The organism is Methanomassiliicoccus sp. (genome assembly GCA_033485155.1).
Lineage (GTDB): Archaea > Thermoplasmatota > Thermoplasmata > Methanomassiliicoccales > Methanomassiliicoccaceae > UBA6.
The window spans coordinates 212,253-236,317 of the sequence record JAWQJJ010000004.1 but is presented as its reverse complement, the minus strand read 5'-3'; the positions used below and the strand labels follow the sequence as shown (position 1 = coordinate 236,317).

Here is a 24,065-nt window from a genome sequence, read left to right as displayed (position 1 = left end):
ACCATGAGCATGGCCTCGAGCGCCGCCAGCGGCGGCGACAGCGGCTGGATGCTCGGCATCGTCGGCGTGGTCGTCGTGGCCATGCTGGCGGTCGGCTTCATCGTGTACCGGTACAAGAAGAAGTGAGCCAACGGGGCCTGGCGGCCCCCTCTTCCCAACTCCTTATTTTTTCCTTGTTCTAAACAAAAATAATGCAAGGCACCACTTCGACTATGCCGACCGCGATGCCCTTTAAGATCTCATACCAGCTCAGAACACGCTTACCGTCACTCTGACGTCCTTCTGCGCGGACAGCTCGGCCAGCAACTTGCGGACCTCCATGGAAGGGCCGTCCAGCACCACCTGCTCCACGCACCGGTGGTCGATGTGGGTGTGCATGGATGAATGGACGATGTCCGCATACTCGTGAATAATATCGTGCACGTGGTGCTTCTTGCGATCGGCGTAGGTGACCGAGACGACGCAGCTCACCTTCCCGTCAAGGTCGTTGATCCAGTTGTTGCCCGAAACGAATCGGTGAAGGGCGTCCCTGACCGCATCGGAGCGGGAGGAATAGCCAGTCTGCTTGGCCATGTCCTCGAAGTCCTTCAGCTCCTTGGCAGATATAGAAACGCTGATAACCACCATTAGTAACGCCGTGACCGCATCGACCACCGAGCTATAATCGTTTTCGCTCCCTGGCCTCGGTAGCCAGCTTCCAGCCGAGGGCCTTGGCCTGTTCCAGGGCGTCGGGGTGGTCCTCTATCGATCCCCGCTCCTCGAAGCCAGCGAAGGTGAGGAACTGGCAGGGCATCGCGTCAAGGGTGTAGAACAGCGCCCGGGCGGTCGCTTCGGGCCCGGAGAAATCGGTGCGGATCCGTGCCCCCACGGAGATGAATGCGCTGCCTCGGACCTTACCCTTCACCTTCAGCACGTACTTGCGGAACCAGAACAGCTGGCAGCGGTCGATGAAAGCCTTGGCCTGGGCGCTCACCGCGTCGAAGTACACCGGCGAGGCCAAGATGACGATGTCCGCCTCCTCGACCTTGCCGTACAAGGCCCCCATGTCATCATCCAGAGCGCAACGGACCCCGTCCCGGCAGCCATCGCAGGCGGTGCAAGGACGTATGTCCAGGGCGTCAAGGACGACCTTCTCGACCTCCACCCCCTCCTCCGCCGCTCCTCTCAACGCTTCCTCCAGCAGGAGGTCGGTGTTCCCTCCCCGGCGCGGGCTTCCCAGGATGCCTAAGGCCCTGATCATTGCGCTCACGCACGTATGAACGATTACATGGGATATATGGCTGCCTAGAAGTACGGGGAGGGTTCGATATTGTCCAGGAGCCTCTCCCTGAGCGTCGAGTAGTACTTGAACTTCTTGATTATGTAATCGCTGGCCCCCGCCTTCATGGCCTTGAAGCTGAGGTCCGGGTCATCGAGAGCGGAAACGAGGACGATAGGCATCTTATAGCCCTTGCCTCGGATCTTCGCCAGCAGATCCAGTCCGGACATGTACGGGAGGCGGTAGTCGAGCACCACGATGTTATACTGGCTCAGCTGGAGCTTACCCAGGGCCTCGGTCGGAGTGGTGGCGACGTCGATGTAGAACTCGTCCTTCGGTAGGGTCTCGCTGCATAGCTCCAGATGCTCCAGGTTATCGTCCACCATCAACACCCGGATGAGAGGTTTTCCGGCGACCGTCTCAAACCCCCCTTCCGCTCTCGGTCGCCTTGGGTAGGAGGACGACGAATACCGACCCCCGGCTGGGGTCGCCGATCACCCTATCCTCAGCCCATACATACCCCCCATAGCGCTCGCATAGTGCCCCGACCACCGACAGCCCGAGGCCGTGGCCGTCCGAGCCGTGGGCGGTGTCCAGCTTGTCGTAGCGCTTGAAGAGCCCGGCCTTCCTTTCATCGGGGATCCCCTTCCCGCCATCCTTGATCTGGATTTTCCACCAGGTCCGGTCGTCCTTCTTCTCCTCGCAGATCTCGATCTCCACCGGAGCGCCGCGCCCGTACTTGCAGGCGTTGGACAGCAGGTTGTAGAACAGATCCTTGAGGAAGGCATCGGCTATGGTGACAGCGCTCTCGACGGAGCTGGTGTAGCGGGTCTCGATGTCCTCGTAGACTGCGTTGGAGAAGATATCCTCCTTAGCCTCCATGATCACCGGTATGATATCCACCCGCTCCAGGGGGGCCTCGGCTCCCTTGGACCGCAGGCGGGACAGCTCTCGTATGTCGCTGATAAGCTCCGAGATATTGTCCGACTGCACCAGGGCGGAGCGCACGTACCGCCGCTGCCTGTCGTCCAGCTTGGGGTCCTTGAGCAGGATCTCGAGGAAGCCGTGGATGGGGACATTGAAGTTGGCGACATCGTGGGTGAGAAGCACGTTGTACATCTGAGTGTTAGCCGCGGCGCTGCGAATCTTATCGTACTGTGACGCACGGTGAATGGCCATGGACGCCTGCAGCGAGAAGAGCTCGATGAGCTCGTACTCCTTGGGCGTGAATGGCACCCCCGGCCTCTTCTCCAGGGTCATGGCGCCCAACAGGTCGTCGGAGAAGCGAAGAGGGACACAAATGATGGAGCTGGGGTCCTCATCCGGGGTGCCTGGCACGGTCACCGCCCGGGGGTCCAGGTCTGCCCTCTCCACCAGCAGGCCCTTTCCCGTCTTGACGACATGGCCGGTGATCCCCTCGCCCACATCCAGCTCGATCTCCTGGGAAAGATTGGCCTCGGTGATCTTGGACAGCGACCTTAACTTCCCGGTGTGGGGGTCGAGCATGAATATGAAACCATTGTCAGCCGCCACCAGGTCCCGGGCAGTCTGCAGGATGATGTGGAGCAGTTCGTCCAGCTCAAGCATGGAGGACATCGCCTGGGTCGTCTCGTACAGGCCGCGAAGCTCGTCGTTGCGGTGGACCAGCTCGTGCCGCAGGGCGGCGTTGCGCAGCGATATGCCCACCTGGTTGCAGTACACCTTGAGGATCGGGTAGTGGGCTTTGACCGATACCCCGGGCCGGCGGGTGCCGAACACCGCGCAGCCGTAGGCCTTGTTGGTCCAGTGAATGGTAATGCATGCCATCGACCGGGCCTTGGGTACGGTGCGCAGGGACTCCATGATCTCTGGAAGGTCCTCGAGGACGAGCTCCCGACCCTTGCATACGCTGATATACATCTGGGTGCCGTCGATGAGGGGGGTCTCCAGCACCTCCCTCGCCTCCTTATAGTCAATGCCGTGGCACAGCATCAGGGGCTTCTCGTCCGGGGTCAGGATGCGGAAGATGGCGAAATCCAGCCCCAGGGAGGTGACCAGCCTCGCGGTCTCGGCCTCGATGATCTCCTTGAGGTCGGCGTTCTCCAGGAGGTCCGAGGAGGTCTTGGCCAGGACCCTGATGGAATCGATGGACCTGCCGTCCTTGGACGCCTGGTCCTTCGACCGCTCCTCGCGAAGAAGCACCACCGCGCCATCAACCGTACCCTGGGCATCGGTCGTGGGAACGAGGGTGCATCGGTACTCCGGCGTGCCCAGCGGGGTGGAGAATGTGAGAGAGACCCGTGCCGGCTCTCCGGCCAGGCCTTTCTTCAACGCTTCGGTGAAAGTTTCCCGCTGCGAGGGCGAGCCGCCCTTGAGCAGAAGCTCCTCGAAGGGCAGACCGAGTATCTCCTTGGAACCCCGGCCCATTACCACCTTGGCCCTCTCACCGACGTGGGTGACCCGACCGGAGGTGTCGAGGACGATCAGAGGCAGGGGCAGGGAATTCAGAACATGAGCCAGGCTGAGAGAGGAACCATTGCGGGACCATTCCTCCTCCTGGGATGCCCAACTACCCTGCTCCTCAAGCATTGACCGATTATATCGTCCTTGGCTATTAAAAGGGGGCTGATGCCGTTATCATGCGTAGTAAAGGCGGCCCGATCGTTCCAGACTGCTGTTCCACGCGCATGCTATAGCGATCATACCAACGGCCGATATACTTCATTCAGACAATAGTTTTAAATAATATTTCAATGTACGGGGGTCAAAGAACTCGGGAGAGGAACCCTCAATAATTTCTCCTCCTGTAAGTTTAACCGTGTTCCGCCTGAACAACTCTCCCGGGTTCTTTTTCTCTTCATCATGCGGACCGAGACCACCCGCTTCTATGACATGTCCCGGAGGGGCATCCAGACCTTCGACCTAGAGCGGGTCGCGATTACACATGAAAGAAGGTACTAATATGCGGCTATGGTTAGGGTGGTCCGATGGATGAGGGCGATTTCACCAAGGCCCGCTCGATCCTTTTCCCAAGGAACGTATTGCTCGGCCACGGTGTACTGAACAGAGTTCCGAACGTCTGCACGGAGTTCGGACTATCGGGGACCGCCCTGATCGTCACCGGTGCCAAGACCAGGGACGTCGCCGCCGGGATCGTGGAGTCTACCCTCAGGGACGGGGGCTTCGAGGTCCAGACCGCGACGGTGGGCGAGGCCACCCAGGACAACCTGTCCAAGGTCGAGCAGATCGCCCGAGATGCCAAGGCCAACTTCCTTCTCGGAGTGGGAGGAGGCAGCAAGATAGACCTGGCCAAAATGGCCGCCTATAACCTAGGACTGGAGTTCATTTCCATACCGACGTCAGCGTCGCACGACGGCATCGCCTCGGGGAGGGCCTCCATAAAGAACGAGACGGGGCCCCTCTCCCTGGACGCCCGCGTCCCGCTGGGAGTCATCGCTGACACCTCGATCATCGTGCAGGCCCCCTACCGCCTGCTGGCGGCAGGCTGCGCCGACGTCATATCAAACATCACCGCAGTCAAGGACTGGGAATATGCCAAGAGGCTCAGGGGTGAGGAGTTCTCCCGGTCCGCGTTCGCTCTCGCGCTGTATACCGCAGAGACGATCATCGACAACGCCGACCTGATCAAGCCCAACCTGGAGGAGAGTGTCTGGGTGGCCATCAGGCCGATCATCATTTCCGGGGTCTCGATGTCCGTGGCCGGCTCTTCCCGACCGACCAGTGGTTCGGAGCACATGTTCTCCCACGCCCTGGACATGATCGCCCCGGGCAAGGCTCTGCATGGGGAGCAGTGCGGGGTGGGGACGATCATGATGATGTACCTGCATGGCGGGGACTGGATGAGGGTGCGGGACGCGCTGGCCAAGATCGGCGCACCGACCTCGGCCAAGGAGCTGGGCATCACCCCCGAGCAAGTCATCGAGGCCCTGGTCAACGCCCACAAGGTGCGCGACCGTTTCACAATACTCGGCCACGTCGGCCTCACCTACGAGGCGGCCGAACGCCTGGCCATGCTCACGAAGGTTATCTGAAGGAGGCTGGATAGATGGTAGTCATCACACTGATTGGAGAGCACCTGGCCAAGGAGGGCGAGGAGTTCGTTTACAGGGGGCCACTGACCGAGTGCAGGGACTGCAAGCTCAAGGGAGTATGCTTCAACCTCGACCCAGGAGGCCTGTACCGCATCAAGTCGGTGCGCACCGTGCATCACGAGTGCCGTATCCACGAGGAGGGGGTTCGAGTGGTCGAGGTCGTCAAGATCCCGCAGAAATGCGTGGTGCCGCATAAGTACGCTCTCGAGGGATCCACGGTCACCTTCGACGAGATCCGATGTAAGACCCTGGGCTGCGCCAACTACCACATCTGCCATCCCAAGGGGCTGGAGAAGAACATGAGGTTCCGAGTGGCCAAGATCGACAAGGAGCTCAAGTGCCCCGAGGGCCAGCGACTGGTGGCCGTCATCATAGAGTGACCTCGGTCACGGGGGCCACGCCCTTTTTTTTCGAACGCAGTTACACTGAGGGCGATGGATAAGTAAAAAGGAGAAGGCGGGACCGACCCGCTGGGTTTTCTACCGGAAGCTTTCCCCGGTCAGCCGCTCGAACATCTCGATGTACAGGTCGCTGACCTTCTTTATCTCGGCCTGCGGCAGAGAGGGAATGGCAGGCTCCGGGGCACCGTTCTTCCTAGCCTCGGTCAGCTGGTCGAAGTATCCGGTGGAGCGGTAGTACTGCCGCACCGCTTCCTTGGACAGCTCGACGAACTTGCCCGATTCGTAGGCGTCAACGTCCCACCAGCGGTCCTCGTCCGCGGTGCCGAAGGTGTCGATGAGCATCAGACGGCGGTGCTCGTCGAAGGCGAACTCCTTCTTTCCATCGACATGTATGAGCATGCGCTCCTCGACCTCCGACTCTATGATGTCATCGATCCTCTCCACGACCTCGAAGATGTTGTCCAGCTCCGAGCTGGTCAGGCCGGAGATCTTGAGCGCCTCCTCCCTGGTCAGCAGCCGGTCGACCTTTTCCAGCTTGGTGGTGGTCTCGTAGAACGGCCGGGGGAGCTTCTCCCCGTACTTGACCTCGTGGTCCTGGGAGAACCCAAGATCGCGAACGTTGATCTCGTGGTTCCGTATGCGATCATAAAGGGATCCGGCCACGTACCGCCTGGAGATTACCTCCAGAGGGATGAGGTAGTTGGTGGTCGAGGTGTCGATCATCGAGTAATCGGTGATGACGTTCACCCGCTTGACCCGCATCCGATTGGGCGGCACCAGCTCAGTGAAGTGCGTCTTGATCCCGGCCTTACGGCAGACCTGGAACCAGAACGCCGCGGAACGACAGAGCGTCTCGCCCTTGAAGGGTACCTGGGAAGGGATGATCTTATCGAACACGGAGATGTTATCGGTGAAGAGGAACTCCAGCGTATTGTCGTCGACCTCGTATACTTGCTTGACCTTACCGGTTCTGACCAATTTCATTCTGGTCTCACTCTCGCCCCAAAGTAACAGGAAGGGATGACTTATCACTTTTGGTCCGGCGGCATACCTGTCAGCGATTATTCGTCGTCTTTCACGAGGATGCGTACAAGGCCCCAACGGCCATGTCGGCGGCCTGCAGCCCGCCGCGCGAGGACATAAACGCGGGCGGGCGCGCTTTTTCTGTCGCTGAGGATGTATCTAGGTCGATTTTCAAACGGATAGAGTTATATCATGTTTATCCAATCGTTAAATCCACATGGGTGTCGAGATCGAAGAGATCCGGACAGTCGACAGACTTTCCCGCCTTGCCGAGGAGTGGGAAGAGGTCCTTGCGAGCAGCGGGGGGGATCCCATTTTCCTCGGGCTTCCCTGGCTGTTGTCCTGGTGGAGCACCTTCGGAGAGAAGAGGGAGCTCATGGTGCTCCACGCCATCGAGGGCGGCCGATCCGTCGGTTTCGCTCCATTCATGGTCACCCAGAGGGGGAGGCTATCGTGCTGGCGGAAGATGGAGTTCGTCGGCTCCGGACCGTCCGACAGGCTGGCCATCATTGCCCGGGACGGGCGCCTGGACGTGCACCGTGCGATCTGGGACTATGTGAAGCAGAAGGACGACTGGGATGTCATCGAGCTGAGGGAGATGACCGCCGGGGAGGCCACCGAGGTCGTCGTCCGGGAGTGCTACCCTCATGCCGAATACATCCAGGCGCTGTCCCCGCACATTCTTCTTAATGGCGACTATGAGACGTACTTGAGCGCGCTGTCCAAGAACATGCGCTACAACCTCGGCCGGAACCGTCGCAAGCTGGAGGAGTCCGGGGCGATCTTCCGGACCTTGCGTACTCCCAAGGAGGTGGCCGAGGGCGTGCATTACCTCCGGAAGCTCAGCGAGGCCCGATGGGACATCGCCAGCGTGCTGATGATGCCGAATATGGTGGAGTTCATCGAGCTGGCTGCGACCGAGCTGGCCAAGAGGAGAGAGATCGTCTTCCACACCATCGAGCATCACGATGAGCCGATCGCCATCACCATGGGGTTCGACACCGACCACCGGTACATGTATTATCTGTCGGGCTTCGATCCCGAGCATTCCAAGACCTCGCCGGGATCGGTCCTGCTCTCGAAGATCATCGAGGAGTGCTGCGCAAAGCACATGACCGAGGTGGACCTCCTGCGGGGGACGGAGCAGTACAAGTACCGCTTCAACGCCGTGGACCGGGTGCTCTACCACTTCCGTGCCTTGAACAAGGGGCTGTGGCGGTCCGCCCGGTGCGTGGTCCGCGAGGAGCCGCTGAACTAACGGTAGAAGGTGCGCAGCAGGCTCGACGACGGCAGGTACAGGAACGCTTCGGCGTAGCCGTCGATAGCCATGCTCGCGGCGCGGTATCCGTTCAAACCCTGGCTCGACCGAGTGTAGTCGATCTCCCGCACCTGGGTCCCGTGGTCCCTGATCGCCGTGCTCTTCCGCTCCCACACCCCGGTGACGGGGACGAGGAGGTTTGGCATCAGCGCCCCCCATACTTCATACATGATGGCATCCGGCCCGTCCCCGCGCCCCTCCACCGCCCGGAGGAAGGACTCGAAGGTGCGGATGTGCTCGTTATGGTTCTCGAACGGGGAGGGCATGAACACCGCGTCCGGCTTAAAGGCGGATATCTCCTCGTCGATGGTGGCCGCCGCTTCCTTGGGAGATGGGAAGACGGCCGATTCCCTTCTCCGTACGTCCTTCACTCTCAGATGAGCCAGGGCGGCGTCGATCTCCTTCCTCCTGTCCTCGGGAGTGAAGTTGCCCTCCTGCATAGAGAAGTACACCACCCGGACCGCCTTGCCGGCGTCCAGCAGTTTGATGATCGTTCCGCCGCAGCCCACCGCGTCATCGTCTGGATGGGGGGACAGGACCAGGAACCGCTCCCCTGGGGGAAGGTCCATTACTTTGGGGCTCCACGCCGTTCCCTCCAACCGGTCGGGGACGGTAAAACGGTTCCTCATCTTCTCGGCGATGAACTTGAGTTCTAGCCTCGCTGCTTGGATTGCCACGAGGAATATTATGTAATGATAACTAGATTAATGTTCACGACACGACAGATGAAGGTTGCACTGCTCTCGTTCTACAGCTTTGATCAGGTCAAGGGCGGGACCGAATTGTATTCCGAGTACCTGAGGAAAGCCTTCCCGGAGCTGGAAGTCTTCACCTACCGGGACTTCAAGCACAGCGGCCTTCCCATATTGGAACGGCTCAACCTGCAGCAGCCCAGGATGGGCTTTTCCATGAGCCAGCATTTCCACCGGGAGATGAAGATCAAGGACTTCGACCTGGTCATCTGCAACTCCACCGCCGGGTGGTGGCTCTCCGTCCGCCGGCCCGAAATCCCCATGATGAACGTTTTCCACTACACCTCCATCGGCCTGTCGGAGGGCACCTTGCAGAGCACGCCTGGATACCTCCCGTCGAGGTACATGATCCCGGTGTTCGAGAAGGTCGCGGCCAGACGGAAGGAGAACATAGCCGTCAGCGCCAAGGTCCGCCGGGAGCTGGACGAGTACTACCACATCCACTCCACGGTCATCGAGAACGGGGTGGACCTGGAGAAGTTCCGCCCCTACGATCGCATGGAGTGCCGGGAGCGGCTGGGGATCGACCATGAGGGCCCGCTCGCCATCTTCGTCGGCCGGGCGGACCATACCAAGGGCTTCGAGCTGGTGCGCGAGATCGCTGCCCGCCGGGACGACCTCAAGATACTGTGCGTGACCTCCGGCGAGGTGCAGGGTAAGAACTTCATTACCAAGCGGAACGTGGCTAACGAGCTCATGCCCATCCACTACTCGGCCGCCGACCTCATGCTGTTCCCCTCCCGCTACGAGTCCTTCGGATACGCCCCGCTGGAGGCGATGGCCTGCGACGTGCCGCTGGTGGCGTCGTGCACCGGCCTGATGGAAGATCTGGACGACCCCCGGGCTGGGGAGGTTGTCCTTAAGTATGATGCCGACCTGTACATGGAGGCCATCGACCGGGTGCTGGCATCCGACCTACACCCCCGCAGAGTGGTGGGCGAACGTTATTCCCTGGATAGATTCGCCAGAGAGTATCGTGAGGCGGCTGAAAGGATCGTAAACGAATGAAGCCTAAAAACCTCGAAAAACGGACGTTTTTACTATTATCTACTTAGATTCGCAATCACGGGAACATAATTAATTTATAGTCAATAACCCAACAGGGGTGCGGGCGTAAGGATACCTCACTTTGAGGAAACCTTGCATCCGAAGACCGGGCAAAGGTCCGGTCGCCTGCCGCGGAGCGCGAGTTCCCGGCCGGTGCAACGTCCCCCAAATTGCGCCTACGGGTGGGGGGGAGTTCAAACCCAACATTGGAGGAAAAGTATGAAAAAGAAGAAGTACTGCACCTGTGGAGAGAATAGTCTCCCCACAATAGGGCAGCAGTTGCCAGAGGTGGACGCGTTCTACCGCCTGGCGAGGTTGGCATGACCATCGCTCCAGGGACCGGGGGGCCGGTCGGGGTGATCGGGGCCGGACTGAAGCGAGCTGGAAGGAAGCTGAAAAGGACCAATGTCGTCCTCCTCATCCTGATTCTCACCGTTAGCTCGCTCATACCGTTGCTCCTTGACGGGAACGGAAGCCGAACATCGGGCACCATCATCAACAGCGACAATACTGTTGCCGGTGGCTCATCTGATTCTTCCAGCAACCCGGACACATCCACGAACCAGACCTCGGACTCGAGCGACCCGACCTCCACACCTGATTCTAACTCTCCGTCAAGCGGCACTACCGAGGCGACAGACACACCATCTTCGACCACCTCGGTGCCGAACCTGAGCGGAGAGGGATCGATGGCACTTGGAGTGTCCTCGTCCAACCTGACCGTTGTCAACAATGCCGGCACCTACACGGCGTATTCCGAGAACTACAAGATCGTCGTGGCCCAGTCCGGGAACGCGGTATGCTACGTTATCAAGCCGTATTTCACCAGCGATGTCATCGAGTATGGCCGTCTCAACCCCCTCACCGGCAACGAGGGGACGGTGGATCAGTACGGCAACGACCTGAACTATGTCACCACGACCATCACTTCCTGGGGACAGAACGGCAACTGCGTCTGGTTCGTCGAGAGCTGCTCGCAATACAGCATCCGGCACGAGTTCACCATCTATCGTGACTACTTCGAGCTGGACGTGACCTACACGCCCGGGGCTTCGAAGGTCATCACCACCTACGCCATCAGCCTGAACTCGGCCAGCGGAGCCTACTATGACCTGTTCAGCGATGGGAAGGACCACCGGTACATACCCGGCACGCCGTTGAACACTCCCAAGACCAACGGGATCGGGGGCTGGTATCCCTGTTACTACATGTACGCCCCGGCCTTCGACATGAGGGTCCCGGGACGGTCGCTGGGCGTGGAGTGGGGATTCTCCGACGAGGAGGCTTACATCTACTCCCCGACTTGGATCTCCGGCAGCCCTGTCGACGGGGCCTCGGTGTTCAGCGTTAAGTACACCTCCAGCGCCGGCGTGCTGCCCGACCCCGCCCTGGGCACGGCCAAGACATTCCACATGTATGTCCGGCCGTACCAGTACACTGACGGTGAGGCGAGGGGACATTGCTCCGGGTATGCCGACTGGATCGGCCCGCAGATTGCCTCGGAGTGGACAACTGTGAGCACCCAGCAGTTCCCCCTGTCGTTCTACGACTTCGGGAAGACCATCAACGGGGTCGGCGGGCAGTGGGACTCCTCGTTCCGCAGCTTCATCGAGTCCTCCCCCATATTGCTGGCCCAGCTTTCCACCAACCCGGATCAGGTGAACTGGCACTACAAATCGGCCCAACAACTGGTCGGAGGTACGGGCACGATGCCCACCGAGTGGCAGCTGTGGAGCTCACCGGGCACCCAGTACTACCTGTCGAATGGCCACCCCGTGGCCACGGCGTCGAGCTCGGCCTTCCGCAACTACCTGATCTATCAGGACCCCAGCAACGACTGGTGGTGGTCGAGCACGGGCGTCTTCTGGGATGAGATGAACAGCTGGTACGGGGAGAACAATCTGCCCCGCAGCGACTACAACCACGAGACGGGGGACTTCATCCTCGAAGGATACATGAAGCTGGTCGAAGAGACAAGGGCCTCTGGCTACTTCTCCTTCGTCATCACCAACCCCTACACACCGTCGATCCACCTGTCAATGGTGAGCGACCTGAGCGTGTTCGAGGGCTTCGAGCCGGTGTCCTACTACGGCAACGATCTCACCGGAACGGTGGAATCGACCATGCTGTTCGTCAACGAGATGCCGTCCCAGTACCGCCCCCACCTCGTGGCGTACCAGAACTACAACGCCGACAGCTCGAGCGACCAGCTCGCGGTGTACTCGGCGCTGTTCAACTCCGCCCGGTACGGCTTCGATGTCGACCTGCTCTCCTACGAGAGCTACTCGTCCCAGATGCATAACCTGAACATGGCCATATCCATGTATACGGCCATGGGCGCCAGCCGCCACCAGGATGTGACCAACTGGCCCGCGACCATCGACCTGAGCTCGGAGGGCAACAGCCTGACCACCAACCGCCAGATGGTGGCGGCCACCGGATCGGGCACGCTGTCGGTGACCTTCACCAGCACCTACGACAGCTACACCGTCACGAACCTGTACGGTTCCGCCCTGAACGTCCACCTGACCCTGCCCGACGGCAGGACCATCTCGGGGACGGTCGCCGCGGAAAGCACCGCCAGCTTCAAGTGAGGGTGGCCCGGGAGGGCCAAAACATCTTCCCCATTTTTCCCTTTTTATGAGTGAATTCAAGACCGGCGGGCGCTACCGCCGTCCCGCCAGCCCCGGAAGATGCCCATGAACTCGGAGACCATGCCGACCATGACGAAGAACCGGGGCATGGGCTCCTCCTTCTTGGCATCGTTGTTGGGAGCAACGGCCCCGCCGGGCGCCCGGCGCTGGACGAATCCTCCGACCTGCGCTCCTATGTAGCCGGAGAACCTCACCCGGTCGCTGAAGTGCTTCCTAACCAGGTAGGCGGTGTTGCGGCCCCACATGTATCTTAGGCGCAGGTACCACTTGATGCGGTCCTTGCGGTACGATCCCTCGCACCACTCATGCCACACCACCGCTCCCTCGCGGTACTCGATCCGGTACCCGGCATGGAGGACCCCAAGGCAGGCGTCGGTCTCGTCCTGGTGGTAGCGGAAATAGGAGTCGAAGCCGCCGATCTTGACCAGCGCCGCACGGCGGAAGGACATGTTGCAGCCGACCATTACCTGAGAGAGGCCTTCGGTGCTCTCCCCCCGCGACTCGTCGAACCACCGGCCGTCCGGAGCCACGGCGTTCTTTCCCATGGTCAGCTTTCCGGTCATGTCCATGACCGGTCCGCCCACCCCGCCCACGAGCGGGTCGGTGTACGGCGACAGGATGGACGATAGCCAGCCGGGCTGGGCTACGGCGTCGTCGTCGATATAGCACACCACCTCGCCCCTGGCATTCTCCAGCCCCATGTTCCTGGCCGAGGAGATGCCGTCCAGCTTGGCCTGGCGCACCAGCACCACTTCGCCCTTCTTCTCCAGCTCCTCCAGCATCTCCCGGGTTCCGTCGGTCGAAGGGCCGTCGACCACCATGATCTCGTCCGCCCGGACCTCCTGCTGCTTCAGCGAGCGCAGGCACTTCTCCAGCCACTGGAGCCGATTGAAGGTGCATACGATGACCGTGACCGTCGGCCTAGGCGCCGGTCCGTGAAGCTCGTTGTCATTGCTCATCTTCGAAAGCACTTCCATGGTTCGCGTTGATTTATTGAATACCAGCTATTAATTTACTCCTATTCCCAACACGATGAACGAGATGACCATCCAGGTGTCGGTGAGCGCGTGAACGGTACCCACGTACATAAGGCTACGCGACCGGAGGTAGAGGACGCCCATGAGCCAGCCCAGAGCGAAGGAGAACAGGGCGAAGGGCAGGGAGCCCCACAGCAGCATGAACGCGGCGTACAGGAAGGATGAGAGCAATAATGCCCCGCGGGTACCCAACAGGGGCACCGACGATCGGAGCAGGACGCCCCGGAACAGGCCCTCCTCGATGAAACCCCAGGCTGCCAGCATGGGCACCAATAAGATGGTCGAGGAGCCGATGTGATAGCTTTCCCAGAACCGCAGGCCCAGGAACAGGGATTCGGCCAAGGCCAGACCGATAGGCAGGAGGAACACCACCGCCACCGAGCTCTCCCTCAGCCGGGTAAGGCCGATGGTGGGCATCTCCACCTTCCGCAGGTACAGCAACACCGCCCCCCCGGCGGCGACCACCATCGCCGCCTCGTCGGCGTAGATCAAACCTGAACTGGGGAGCAGGACGATTAAGAACGCCACCGACAGCACCAGGGCCACCGCCGAGGCCGAGGCCGCCACCTCTTCGCGCTGGGGGAAGAGGACCAAGGTGGTGCAGGCCAGGAGGCCGATCATGAGGAACGCAAGGGCTAGAGCCACCGCCGTTCCGGACCCCGACAGTCGGAACAGGTAGACGGAGAGACATCCTAATACTAGAGGGGCGACGAGCGTCCCCAGCACCGGCCATAAAAGCTCGCGATGGACCTCGTGGGACGTCTTCCCCTGGTAGATCAGAACAGGACGTTCCAGAGCATCAGCCCCCACAGGATGATGATCAGCGACAGCAGGCAGAGGCTGGCGGGGGCCATCTTACGGATGTTCCCTTGAGACATGAGGCCCAGCACCACCAGCCCGAACAGGCATGCCATGCTCACCACGAGCGCGGGAGCGATGTACGATGACCCGAGGCCCATCGGCGGGATGATGGCCATTGAGCCTAGGTAATAGTCAAGGGAAGCCAAAGGGTCTTCACCTCCCGTCCGTCGTTCAGGGTGAGATACAGGGTCTTCTCCCCCGTCACCGGAATAACAAAGGAGATCACCGAGTCCCACCTCTCGCCATCGTCGAGATTGAAGGAATACGATCTTGGCTGGCCGGTGGTGACCGTCACCTGTTGGGAGGGATCGAAGATGGTGCCCGTCCCCGAGGTGTTCTCCAGGGACAGCGTCAACTGGAAGTTAGCCGACGTTCCCATGTGAGAGATCACCGTGACCTTGATGAGCCCTGCCTGGTTCCTCGCCAGCACGCTGGGAAGATGCGACAGTTGGCCGTCCGACCCGGTCACCGCGAACTCCGAGTAGGGCTCCGAGGTAGCCCGGGCATTCAGTCCGTTCACGAGGACGACCGAGAGCACCATCACCGCAGCGATGATGATGACCGCCACCCCCATCTCCGCCGCCGAGTACGGCATGCGCTTCTTAATATGGGTGACTATCGCAAACTGGTCCCCCCGGGGAAGGCTGGAACGGCGCAGCAGGGCGATAAGGGAGGCCACGAAGGTGATGAGCACGGTCTCCACCCCCACCACCGTCTCGGTGAAGTTCAGAATGCCCCGGGTCAGGATCGTCCCGGCCAATGCCATGATCGCGGCGGACAGCCCGACCCCCAGCACGACGCGCTCCAGGAAGGTAATGTCGAGCAGATGCTCCTCCCGGCGCACGATGGTGGTCTGGGACAGCAGTGCCTTTCGACCGGGGAAGAGCGCCGATACGATGGCGTAACCGGGACAGAAGAACACCGCCAGGAAGGCGATGGTCCACCTCAACGGGCCAGCCGTCCCGGTGATCGACAACAGCATCGCCGCTACTACCAGCAAGCAGACGATAAGCAGGTCCCATGGCCTACCCGGCCCTATGATGACCCTCCCCGCCTTCATTACCATTTCTTCACCGTCCTTCAGCCATTGATACGTTCTAGTTATGAACTTGTCGGTCCTTGGACAGGGACGTCACCAACGAACGCAAGCGGGGAGCGACGACCTCCCAGGAGTACGAGGAGGCCACCAGTTCGCGGCCCTCCCGCCCCAGCCGCTCCGCCCTCGGGGGATCCTCCAGCAGGGCGATGACCTGCCGGGCGAAATCCTGGTGGTCCTTTCCCACCAGGCAGTTGGTCCCATGCTCCAGCTCGGGGATGCCCTCCAGAGCCAGGGGGCTGACCACGGTGGCCCGGCCGGCCGAGAGCATGTCGATGACCTTGGTGAGTATGCCGACGCCTTTCCACATGGGGGCGATGCAAACGTCCGCGGCGGATAGCCACAGGTACAGGTCGGGAACAAAGCCCAGCATCCTGACCCCGGCTGGGGCGTCCTCGCCAAGCTTCCCGGAGCCGGCGATGAACACTTCCACTCCCGCGACCTCGGCCGCCACCTGAGGATACATCTCCCGGGCGATGTATTGGGCGGCGTCGAGGTTGGGCATGTACTTGAGGGTTCCGAAGAAGAGGACCAGCTTGACATCGTCATCGACACCCAGGGCCTTCCGGGCGTCCTTCCGACTATGCATCCGGGAGTCGACGAGGGCCATGTCTGCGCAGGTCGGCAGGACCTCGAACTTCGAGGTGTCGAAGCCCAGAGCGCGGTAGGCCTCGACCTCCCGCCCGGACACCACCAGAACCTTGCTGGCCAGACGCACCAGGAAGCGCTCCAGGAGAAGGTTGCCCCGGAGGAAGAAACGGCTCTTGCCCAGGGTGGCAGAAAAGTCCTTGATGTTGCCATGGTTGTCCCAGATCATAGGGACGTCCAGTATTCTAGCCGCCAAGCCTCCGGCGAGCGAGTAGTAGGTGCCCTCGGCGAACACCGCAGACACGCCTTCCTTCTTACCCTGGCGCAGAGTGGACCAGGCGATGGCCATCTCGTTGAGGACGAACATGATGTAGCGGGAGAAGCGGTTACCCGACTGATCGAACACCTTCTTGTCCAGCGCGCCGGTCGCCACGGGAAGGACCTCGAACCACTGCGACAGCAGGTATAACAGCTTGGGAGTGCGCTCCGAGTTCACGGGGTCCACCTCCACCTTCGGTATGAACGCGATCTTCATTCCATCCCCTCCGAGTATATGCTTACCAGCCGGTCAGCTCCGACCTCGAAGCTGAAGTCCTTTAGCGCCAGCTCACGGGCCTTCGAACCCATGTGATCGAGCCGAACGGGGTCCTCCAGGAGGCACAGCAGGTCGGTGGCCATCTGTTGCGGTTCGGGGGACAGCATGGCCCCCGCACCGTGGTCCACCATGTCGCTCTTCAGCCCGCGGGCGAAGGAGGTTGCCACGGGCACCCCGCAGGCGATGGACTCGATGGCGGTGAACGGGAACAGGTCGGTGCGGGAAGTGATGGTAAGCAGGTCCGCGCAGTTGTAAAGCTTGGCCATATCTGCTTGGTCCAGCCGGTCGGTCATGATGCGGACGTTATCTATGAGGTCGAGATCCCTGACCATCGCTCTCAGGGCATTCTCCTGAGGTCCGGTACCCTTGAGGATGAGCAAACACTCCGGATCGCTGGCCTGCAGCCGGGCCATGGCCTGTACCAGCAGATCCATGCCCTTGTTCTCGTGCATCCGGCCGATGGACAACAAGACGTTGCGGTCCTCGTCTATGCCGAAGCGGGCGCGGGAGTCGCCCTTGTGGAGCGGCCGGTAGACGGCGGTGTCGACGCCGGAGTGGACGACGGGGGCGATGCGGTCCGCGGGCACCCCAGCCTGGCGGAGGTGGTTCGCCGCTGAGCAGGAGCGAGGGATCAGCCTGCGGCAGCCCCTCACCACCGCCTTCCCCAGGGTGCGGTAGAACTGCTTCTGGGCCCACCCCATGGGACCCTGCATGTAAATATCCAGCTCCTGCCAGATATACATGCCCGGACCGTCCCGGGAGGCCTTCCAGGTGAGCACCGTGCCCGGCTGGAAGATCTCTCCCGACTGCACCACGTCCAGTCTCATCCGGGGGATGTCCTTGAGCAGCGAGGGGGTCAACGGGGCGAGGGATGGCGGGAACACCCTGGCCAGGCGCGTGGGGATATATTCGATCCTGACCCCGCCGAGGTCACCGCTCCGCTCTGGACGGTACGTATCGGCGACGAAGACGGTGACGTCATGACCGCGCTTTACCAGTCTCCTCCCGGTCTCCACGATGTTGAGGTCGGTGTCGGTACCAGGACGGAGGCCCTGCGTTCGCATCACCGAGGCGTCGGCTTGGACGTCCGCGGTCTTGGTTATGAGGTTGACCAGTCCGATCTTCATCGCGCTACCTCGCCACGTACATGGCCCAGTACATCCCATTATCATATACCTTGTAATGATCAGGCGCGGTCGAGGCATAGTAGGTGTAAACATCATGTGTGCCCCATTGACGATACCACATCTCGGTGGTGTTGTCGAACAGGAACACTCCGCTCCCCATCCACGAGACGATGTTCTCGGGCGTCTGGTTCCACAGCGAGATCATCTTCACCCGGTTGTAGCTTTCACCATGGGCGCTCCACACATCGATGGGGTAATACCCTCCGGCGACCCACAACGGGTCCAGCTGTGAGAAGTAGTCAGCCGCCTTGATGCCCCGGTCGTTGGTGATGTACAACGCCTCCTGATAGAACATGGTCGAGGCTGCCGCCACCACCACTATGGCCACCAGCACGCCCAACAGGGGACGGACGTAACGCTGCCTCTTGGTCATGAGGAGGGGTACGAACACCATGGGGGCAACCAGCACGATGTACATTATACCCCGATCGTACAGCTGCCCATTGAGCAGGACGATGTCCAGGGGAATGATCGCCAGGGCCAGCAGGAACAGGGCCAGGATGTTGCTGGGCATCGGCACCGGTCCCTTCCTGCGCTGAATGAGGAACACCAGGAGGGCCAACAGCGTCAGCCCGATGAACGCCATCATCATGTACGTCCGGATCTGAGGGTATATGGGATCGAGGATGTTCTCAGAGGTCGTCCTCATCGCCACCTGTTGCTGCACCCCCTCATTGATGTTCATCAGCTGATCCAAACGCAGGGTGATGAACTCGGCCAGGTTGAGCGAGAACGATGACGCTCCGGTGAAGAACCATCCCAGCCAGATAAGGATGAACACACCCACCGGCCAGGGCCGGCCCCACTTAATGGGATGCTTGCGGGCCACCGCCACCCGGATGACCCGGGCCACGATCTCCTTGAGAGCGATGGCACCCAGGACGAAGATCAGGGTGGTGGGGTGAGAGATCACGACGTAAGCGAAGAGGAACAGGGCGGCATACAGCCACTCCTTGCCCTCCCGCTCGAGGCAGACGAAGATCAGCAGCCCGGCCACCAGGCCCATGGACTGGGGGGAGTAGTTGAACTGCAACCAGACGTTGGGAAAGAGGGCGAAGACGAACGCCAGCCGGTAATCGAGCTTGGGCACGTAGGTGCGAGCGAAGAGGTACAGGGAAGCCATGGTCATGACCGCGGCGAAGACCGGGTACAACTTCAGGAACAGCAGGGGGTCCGGGCTGCCCAGCAAGATGTACGAGGCCCCCAGGACGAAGAATCCGGGATAGTTGAAGGCGTAGGAGTTGGCATCGGTGTTCGACAGGATCCCGTTGTGCACCAACTGCAGCGAGGAGTTGTAGTGCACGTAAGAGTCCCAGACCGTGGGGTATTTCGAGAACATGGCCGGGGCACCCCATAAGGCTACGAACAGCAACATGGCCTGGACGAAGAAGACCGTCTCCGAGTTGGAGCGCAGCCCGATGCCCAGAGATATGGTCATGAAGATAATGCCGACCCAGTAGGAGAACGGCAGCAGGCCGAAGTAACCGAACGGTGTCCCTAGGGGCACCGTTTCGATCGAGTAGCCAAGGGAGGACAGCAGGCAGATAGCCATGCCTAGAATGCTCAATGCATAGAGGAACGACGGACGGACTTTTCCCTCATCTTTGCTCATTTGATATCCTCGTCGGGCAAAGTGCCGGACTATCCAAACATGGCCCATATATATCTACCTTCTTTAAGGAGTGGAAAAAACGGCCACTATTCAGTCCGGCTCGCACGAAAGAGAAGAAAAGGTTGAAATGTGGGGGCGGACCATAGACCCCGCGGCCGGGGCATGACGGCCATCATATGGGTGTCATCATGTGGTTGCCGGGCCATGTGGCTTTCTCGTTCCTCATCTGTCTCCCGTTCATCGTATATCTGAAGCGGGAGAGGGCTCTCGCCATCTCCTACCTGATGGTCTTCGCCCTCCTGCCGGACTTTCTGCACCTCGGACCTCTGAGATATCTCTCCCATTCCCTCGTAGGTCTGGGAGTGATGCTGCTGATCGTCCTGGTGCCGCTCGTGGCGATCTCTCGGCCCCGCCCGGCACTGCTGCTGTTGGCAGTGGTCGCGGCGGGCAGTCATCTGCTGGGGGACGCCTACATCGGCTCCGTGGCGCCCTTCTACCCGTGGTCTCTGGAGTGGTTCCAGATCAACGAGTTCAACAGCGCCTACGACATCCGCATGGAGGTGGTGTTCTTCACCATCGCCTTCCTCATCACGGTCATCGCCCTGCGGCCCTGGACCGCCATCCGGGACATCTCCCGATACACGAAGCGGGAGCGGAGGGGGCTCATGATCACCTCCCTCCCAGTCTGGGCGTTGTCTGGTCTGGAGGGTGTCTACTTCATCATCGTGTCCCAGGGGCCGGGGCTTAGTGGCTACCGGGCGGTTCTCCTGGCGTGCTTCGGAGCGATATTCATATTATCTACGATATTCCTTGTGACAAGTGTAAGACGATCGGACATAAAGTGTCAGACAGTGTCAGTATAGAGAATGATATGACTTAATCTAGACAAAGCTTGGCCAGTCAAAAACAAAAATTTATATATGCCTTATGACAAATAAATCCTTCGCGCGAATAGAAATCGTTGGAGCTACTGGCAAAGTAGCCATAGGGGCAACGAGAGTGAGCAGAAACGCAACTACCAGGACCAAGACTATTAGAGCTAGCACAGTGTATACGGGGATGAAATTGTGACCGCGAGCAAGATAGTGGTAATGATCCCGGCGCTCAACGAGGAGCGCAGCATCGGGAAGGTTATCGACGATATTCCACGCAAGGAACTGATGAGCAAGGGATTTGAGGTTCGTGTTGTCGTGGTCGATGGACAGTCGACCGACAGGACCCTCGCCATCGCCCGGGAGAAGGGCGCTTACGTTCTTGTCCAAAAGGGGAAGGGCAAGGGATTGGGAGTACGGCAGGCAATTGCATTGTGCGATCCCCGCGAGGTGGTACCGAAGGTCCTCGCCCTGACCGGCGGCCTGTGCGCCAAGTTCTCTGACCTTGCATCAATGCTCGACGCCAAGTACATGATCATGATCGATGCCGACGGCACCTACCCGCCCCGGTACATACCTGACGTCATTTCCGCCCTAGAGGGCGGGGCCGACGTCGTCATGGGTTCCCGCTTCAAGGGGAACATCGCCGAGGGGGCCATGACTCCCCTGAATCACTTCGGCAACATCGTGCTCAGCGACGTCGCCACACTGCTATACCAGCACCCGTGCACCGACCTGTGCACCGGCATGTGGGGCTTCAACGCCCATGCCCTGCGGACCCTCGAGCTGGACTCCAAGCACTTCGAGCTGGAGGCCGAGATGTTCGCCGAGTCGGTGAAGAAGGGGCTCAAGCTGGAGGAGATCGCAATCAACTACCTGCCTCGGGCGGGGGAGACCAAGCTGGTGCCCCTGAAGGCCGGTGTCACCATCATGACCAAGCTGATGGAGAGGCGGTTCTGGAGCGCTCATGGCGAGTTCGACATGAAGGTGGTCAGGCGGGCCGAGAATGCCGCGTCGCGGCTGTCCGCCCACCACATCTAGAGGCCCATAGATGCGCGTGGCCATGGTCACCCCAGAATTTCTCAGCTGGGGAGGGATAGGGAGCTATGTAGTGCAACTGGCCAAGAACCTGTCCCCGGACCATGAGGTCCACGTTATCTGCTTGGGCAAGGAGGGCGAGACGCCGACAGCGGATAACGTGACGGTGCACACCCTGGGCACGGCCAAGGACACCTTCATGTACAACAACCAGTTCCAGATATCTCTCTGGCGCTCCTTCGCCCAGCTCAACGATGCCTACCATTTCGACCTTCTGCACGCGAACCACGCGCAGATGTCCGACCTCATGTTCAAGGTGCTGGGAGAGAGGATCCCCTCGGTGACCACGGTGCACAGCACCATCGGATCGCAGCGCATGGGGACCAGATCGTCCGATCTGCCGCTCAACAAACTGGAGGCATCCGAAAGGATGACCTACCTGATGCTGCCCCTCCTGAAGACCATCGAGAAGGTGTACATCCGCCGGTGCAGCTCCCTCATCTTCGTGTCCGACTTCATTCGGGGGTGGTGCCAGGACCAGCTCAGCGCCGACTGCCGGGCGAGAGTGATCCACAACGGGATCGACACCTCAGTGTTCTCGCCCAAGAGCGTGGATGAGTGCCTGCAGCGCTTTCCCTCGCTGGAGGGGGTCGACAACATCGTCCTCTTCTCCGGCCGCATGATTGCGCTCAAGGGTATCCCCACCGCGCTGAAGGCGGCTACCATGGTGGACCCCGCTCTCAAGCCGACCTTCGTGTTCGCCGGTAACGGGAACGCCGACCAGTGGAAGATGATGGCCAGCGAGCTTGGCCTCCCGGCGGAGAGGTGCCGCTTCATAGGCGGGGTGCCCTATCATCAGATGCCTTACCTCTACCCCCTGGCCTCGGCGTTCATGCTCCCCTCCTACTCCGAGAGCTTTCCCATGACTTTGCTAGAATCGATGGCCTCGGGCACGCCGGTGATCGCCACTCGAGTGGGCGGGGTCCCGGAGATGATCGAGCATGGCTCGACCGGCTTGCTGGTGCCCCCCAAGGACGCGGGGGCTTTGGCAGAAAGCATTAATACCGTGCTGGGAGACCACCGGCTGGCAAGATCGCTGTGCATGCGGGCCCGCGACCGGGTGCTGGAAGAGTTCAGCGCCCGAGTGATGGCCCAGCGCACCGCGGAAGCGTACAAGGAGACAGTGGACGGATGGCATTGAAGGTCCTACTCATCAACCCTCCCCGGTTCGAGGGTATATCGGTCATTCGCGAAGAGCGATGCGAGATCACTGAACGCTACTCGGTTCTGGAGCCATACTCCCTCCTGCAGACCGCAGCCCTGCTGCGCGGCGCCGGCCATCAGGTTGGCCTGGTCGACCTCAACGGCTGGGAGCTGGGATACCAGGACCTCGAGCAGAAGGTCAGGGAGTTCCGGCCGGATGTCGCGATGTACCGCTTCACCCCCACCACCTTCGACTGGGACCAGAAGACCGCGGCCACGGTCAAGGGAGTGGACAAGGACATCACCACGGCCGGCATATGCTGGACGCTGCACACCATGCCCAAGCAGGTGCTGAACGAGGCCCCGGACCAGGACATCTACATCCGCCAGGACTATGAGGTGGTCGGTCCCGCGCTCATCGACGCCCTATCCGCCGGCAAGCCTCTGGACAGCGTGGCTGGCATCGCCTATCGCCAGGGCGGCGAGGTCAAGATCACCGCCCCGTCAGCCCCGCTGAAGGACTATGACACGATGCCCCTCCCGGCCTACGATCTGCTGCCGGATCTCAAGCCCTACTATGTCACCGCCCCCGCGGGACGGCCGTTCACCATCTTGTACACGAGCAAGGGGTGCCCGTTCAAGTGCTCCTTCTGCACCGTCGCCGGCACTCCCTGGAAGATGAGGACCGCACCCCACATCCTAGAGGAGCTCAGGTACCTCAAGGAGCACTTCGGACTGCGGACCGCATCGTTCTTCGACGAGACCTTTACCTTCAACCGCAAGCGTGTGGAGGAGATCTGCCGCAGCCTCATCGAGGAGGACCTCAAGATAAAATGGTACTGCAACACCCGTGCCCACCTGGTCGACAGCGAGCTGCTGAGCCTCATGCGCAGGGCCGGGTGCAGGGGTATCTCCTTCGGCATCGAGTCCGGGAGCCAGCGCATCCTCGATTCGGTGGAGAAACATGTCACCGTACAGCAGGCCAAGGACGCCATCCTGGCGGCCAAGGCCCAGCGCCTCAAGGTGCTGTGCTCGTTCATCTTCGGGCTGCCGGGAGAGGACTGGGACAGCGTGGAGGAAACCCTGAAGTTCGTCCGCGAGACCCTGCCGACCTCGGCCCAGTTCAACGTCGCCGTGCCGTACCCGGGAACCCGGCTGCATGAACAGATCTACGGGCTGCCGGGGCTGGAGGAGCCTGATTTCCGAAAAATGTACCAGCATGCCTCCGTCATCGGCACCGAGAAGATGTCACCCGAGGACCTGGACGAGGCCAGGAAGAAGGCATACAAGACCCTTTACACTTCTGGCAGGTGGTGGCTGTCGAACGTCAAGCACTTGGTCCAAGACCCGTCCGACCTGTATCTGGCGACCAGGTACGCGCTGAAGATCACCAACAACTACGTCTTCCACGGAATGAAGGACGCACACTAGG

Annotated in this window: 22 protein-coding genes; 9 read left to right on the top strand and 13 right to left on the bottom strand. The window is 60.7% G+C overall.

What is annotated here, in order from left to right:
• Positions 1–249: 249 nt before the first annotated feature.
• The 4 genes from SA339_08195 to SA339_08180 are packed head-to-tail and all read right to left on the bottom strand — an operon-like array spanning position 250 to position 3,826.
• Complete coding sequence (locus SA339_08195) at positions 250–624, bottom strand: ribbon-helix-helix protein, CopG family (GenBank protein ID MDW5563193.1); 375 nt, start codon at positions 622–624, stop codon at positions 250–252.
• A gap of 34 nt (positions 625–658) precedes the next feature.
• Positions 659–1,240 carry a flavodoxin family protein gene (locus SA339_08190; protein ID MDW5563192.1) on the bottom strand — a complete coding sequence of 194 codons (582 nt, stop codon included), beginning with the start codon at positions 1,238–1,240 and terminating at the stop codon, positions 659–661.
• Between the two features lie 44 nt (positions 1,241–1,284).
• A complete protein-coding gene (locus SA339_08185; protein ID MDW5563191.1) occupies positions 1,285–1,644 on the bottom strand; it encodes a response regulator in 360 nt (119 codons plus the stop codon).
• Positions 1,645–1,678: 34 nt separating this feature from the next.
• A complete protein-coding gene (locus SA339_08180; protein ID MDW5563190.1) occupies positions 1,679–3,826 on the bottom strand; it encodes a GAF domain-containing protein in 2,148 nt (715 codons plus the stop codon).
• 398 nt (positions 3,827–4,224) lie between these two features.
• Here SA339_08180 and SA339_08175 point away from each other — a divergent pair, with 398 nt between their 5' ends.
• Together SA339_08175 and SA339_08170 are read left to right on the top strand one after the other, a co-directional pair.
• Positions 4,225–5,289 (top strand): NAD(P)-dependent glycerol-1-phosphate dehydrogenase, encoded by a 1,065-nt coding sequence (locus SA339_08175; protein MDW5563189.1) that lies wholly within the window; start codon positions 4,225–4,227, stop codon positions 5,287–5,289.
• Positions 5,290–5,303: 14 nt separating this feature from the next.
• Positions 5,304–5,729 (top strand): UPF0179 family protein, encoded by a 426-nt coding sequence (locus SA339_08170; GenBank protein ID MDW5563188.1) that lies wholly within the window; start codon positions 5,304–5,306, stop codon positions 5,727–5,729.
• Between the two features lie 99 nt (positions 5,730–5,828).
• On the opposite strand, the gene SA339_08165 is transcribed toward SA339_08170, so the two are convergent.
• Positions 5,829–6,734, bottom strand: a complete 906-nt coding sequence (locus SA339_08165; protein ID MDW5563187.1) for a phosphoribosylaminoimidazolesuccinocarboxamide synthase — start codon at positions 6,732–6,734, stop codon at positions 5,829–5,831.
• A 256-nt stretch (positions 6,735–6,990) separates the two neighbouring features.
• On the opposite strand from SA339_08165, the gene SA339_08160 reads away from it, so the two are divergent.
• Complete coding sequence (locus tag SA339_08160; protein MDW5563186.1) at positions 6,991–8,031, top strand: GNAT family N-acetyltransferase; 1,041 nt, start codon at positions 6,991–6,993, stop codon at positions 8,029–8,031.
• Here SA339_08160 and SA339_08155 read toward each other — a convergent pair.
• Complete coding sequence (locus tag SA339_08155) at positions 8,028–8,768, bottom strand: PIG-L deacetylase family protein (protein MDW5563185.1); 741 nt, start codon at positions 8,766–8,768, stop codon at positions 8,028–8,030. The two genes, SA339_08160 and SA339_08155, sit on opposite strands and share 4 nt — an antisense overlap.
• Positions 8,769–8,816: 48 nt before the next feature.
• Between SA339_08155 and SA339_08150 the strand changes: the two genes are divergently transcribed.
• Positions 8,817–9,851, top strand: a complete 1,035-nt coding sequence (locus SA339_08150) for a glycosyltransferase family 4 protein (GenBank protein MDW5563184.1) — start codon at positions 8,817–8,819, stop codon at positions 9,849–9,851.
• 359 nt (positions 9,852–10,210) lie between these two features.
• Positions 10,211–12,484 carry a hypothetical protein gene (locus tag SA339_08145; GenBank protein ID MDW5563183.1) on the top strand — a complete coding sequence of 758 codons (2,274 nt, stop codon included), beginning with the start codon at positions 10,211–10,213 and terminating at the stop codon, positions 12,482–12,484.
• A gap of 56 nt (positions 12,485–12,540) precedes the next feature.
• Here SA339_08145 and SA339_08140 read toward each other — a convergent pair whose 3' ends face one another.
• The 7 genes from SA339_08140 to SA339_08110 are packed head-to-tail and all read right to left on the bottom strand — an operon-like array spanning position 12,541 to position 19,520.
• Positions 12,541–13,521: a glycosyltransferase family 2 protein gene (locus SA339_08140; GenBank protein ID MDW5563182.1), complete on the bottom strand. Its 981-nt coding sequence runs from the start codon at positions 13,519–13,521 to the stop codon at positions 12,541–12,543.
• 30 nt (positions 13,522–13,551) lie between these two features.
• Positions 13,552–14,391, bottom strand: coding sequence for a CPBP family intramembrane glutamic endopeptidase (locus SA339_08135; protein MDW5563181.1), 840 nt, complete (start codon positions 14,389–14,391; stop codon positions 13,552–13,554).
• Positions 14,358–14,588: a hypothetical protein gene (locus SA339_08130; GenBank protein ID MDW5563180.1), complete on the bottom strand. Its 231-nt coding sequence runs from the start codon at positions 14,586–14,588 to the stop codon at positions 14,358–14,360. Before SA339_08130 ends, SA339_08135 begins: the two co-directional genes overlap by 34 nt.
• The gene (locus SA339_08125) at positions 14,564–15,508 is read right to left on the bottom strand and encodes a DUF1616 domain-containing protein (protein ID MDW5563179.1); all 945 of its coding nucleotides are present in this window, start codon (positions 15,506–15,508) and stop codon (positions 14,564–14,566) included. Before SA339_08125 ends, SA339_08130 begins: the two co-directional genes overlap by 25 nt.
• A gap of 31 nt (positions 15,509–15,539) precedes the next feature.
• Positions 15,540–16,661: a glycosyltransferase family 4 protein gene (locus SA339_08120; GenBank protein ID MDW5563178.1), complete on the bottom strand. Its 1,122-nt coding sequence runs from the start codon at positions 16,659–16,661 to the stop codon at positions 15,540–15,542.
• Positions 16,658–17,848, bottom strand: coding sequence for a glycosyltransferase family 4 protein (locus tag SA339_08115; protein MDW5563177.1), 1,191 nt, complete (start codon positions 17,846–17,848; stop codon positions 16,658–16,660). Before SA339_08115 ends, SA339_08120 begins: the two co-directional genes overlap by 4 nt.
• A gap of 4 nt (positions 17,849–17,852) precedes the next feature.
• A complete protein-coding gene (locus tag SA339_08110) occupies positions 17,853–19,520 on the bottom strand; it encodes a hypothetical protein (GenBank protein ID MDW5563176.1) in 1,668 nt (555 codons plus the stop codon).
• 176 nt (positions 19,521–19,696) lie between these two features.
• On the opposite strand from SA339_08110, the gene SA339_08105 reads away from it, so the two are divergent.
• The 4 genes from SA339_08105 to SA339_08090 all read left to right on the top strand — a co-directional run bounded on the left by SA339_08105 (position 19,697) and on the right by SA339_08090 (position 24,064).
• The gene (locus SA339_08105) at positions 19,697–20,383 is read left to right on the top strand and encodes a hypothetical protein (protein ID MDW5563175.1); all 687 of its coding nucleotides are present in this window, start codon (positions 19,697–19,699) and stop codon (positions 20,381–20,383) included.
• A 204-nt stretch (positions 20,384–20,587) separates the two neighbouring features.
• Positions 20,588–21,433 carry a glycosyltransferase family 2 protein gene (locus SA339_08100; GenBank protein MDW5563174.1) on the top strand — a complete coding sequence of 282 codons (846 nt, stop codon included), beginning with the start codon at positions 20,588–20,590 and terminating at the stop codon, positions 21,431–21,433.
• 10 nt (positions 21,434–21,443) lie between these two features.
• The gene (locus SA339_08095; GenBank protein ID MDW5563173.1) at positions 21,444–22,631 is read left to right on the top strand and encodes a glycosyltransferase family 4 protein; all 1,188 of its coding nucleotides are present in this window, start codon (positions 21,444–21,446) and stop codon (positions 22,629–22,631) included.
• Positions 22,622–24,064, top strand: coding sequence for a radical SAM protein (locus SA339_08090; protein MDW5563172.1), 1,443 nt, complete (start codon positions 22,622–22,624; stop codon positions 24,062–24,064). The genes SA339_08095 and SA339_08090 overlap by 10 nt, the downstream gene beginning before the upstream one ends.
• The last annotated feature ends 1 nt before the right edge of the window (position 24,065 follow it).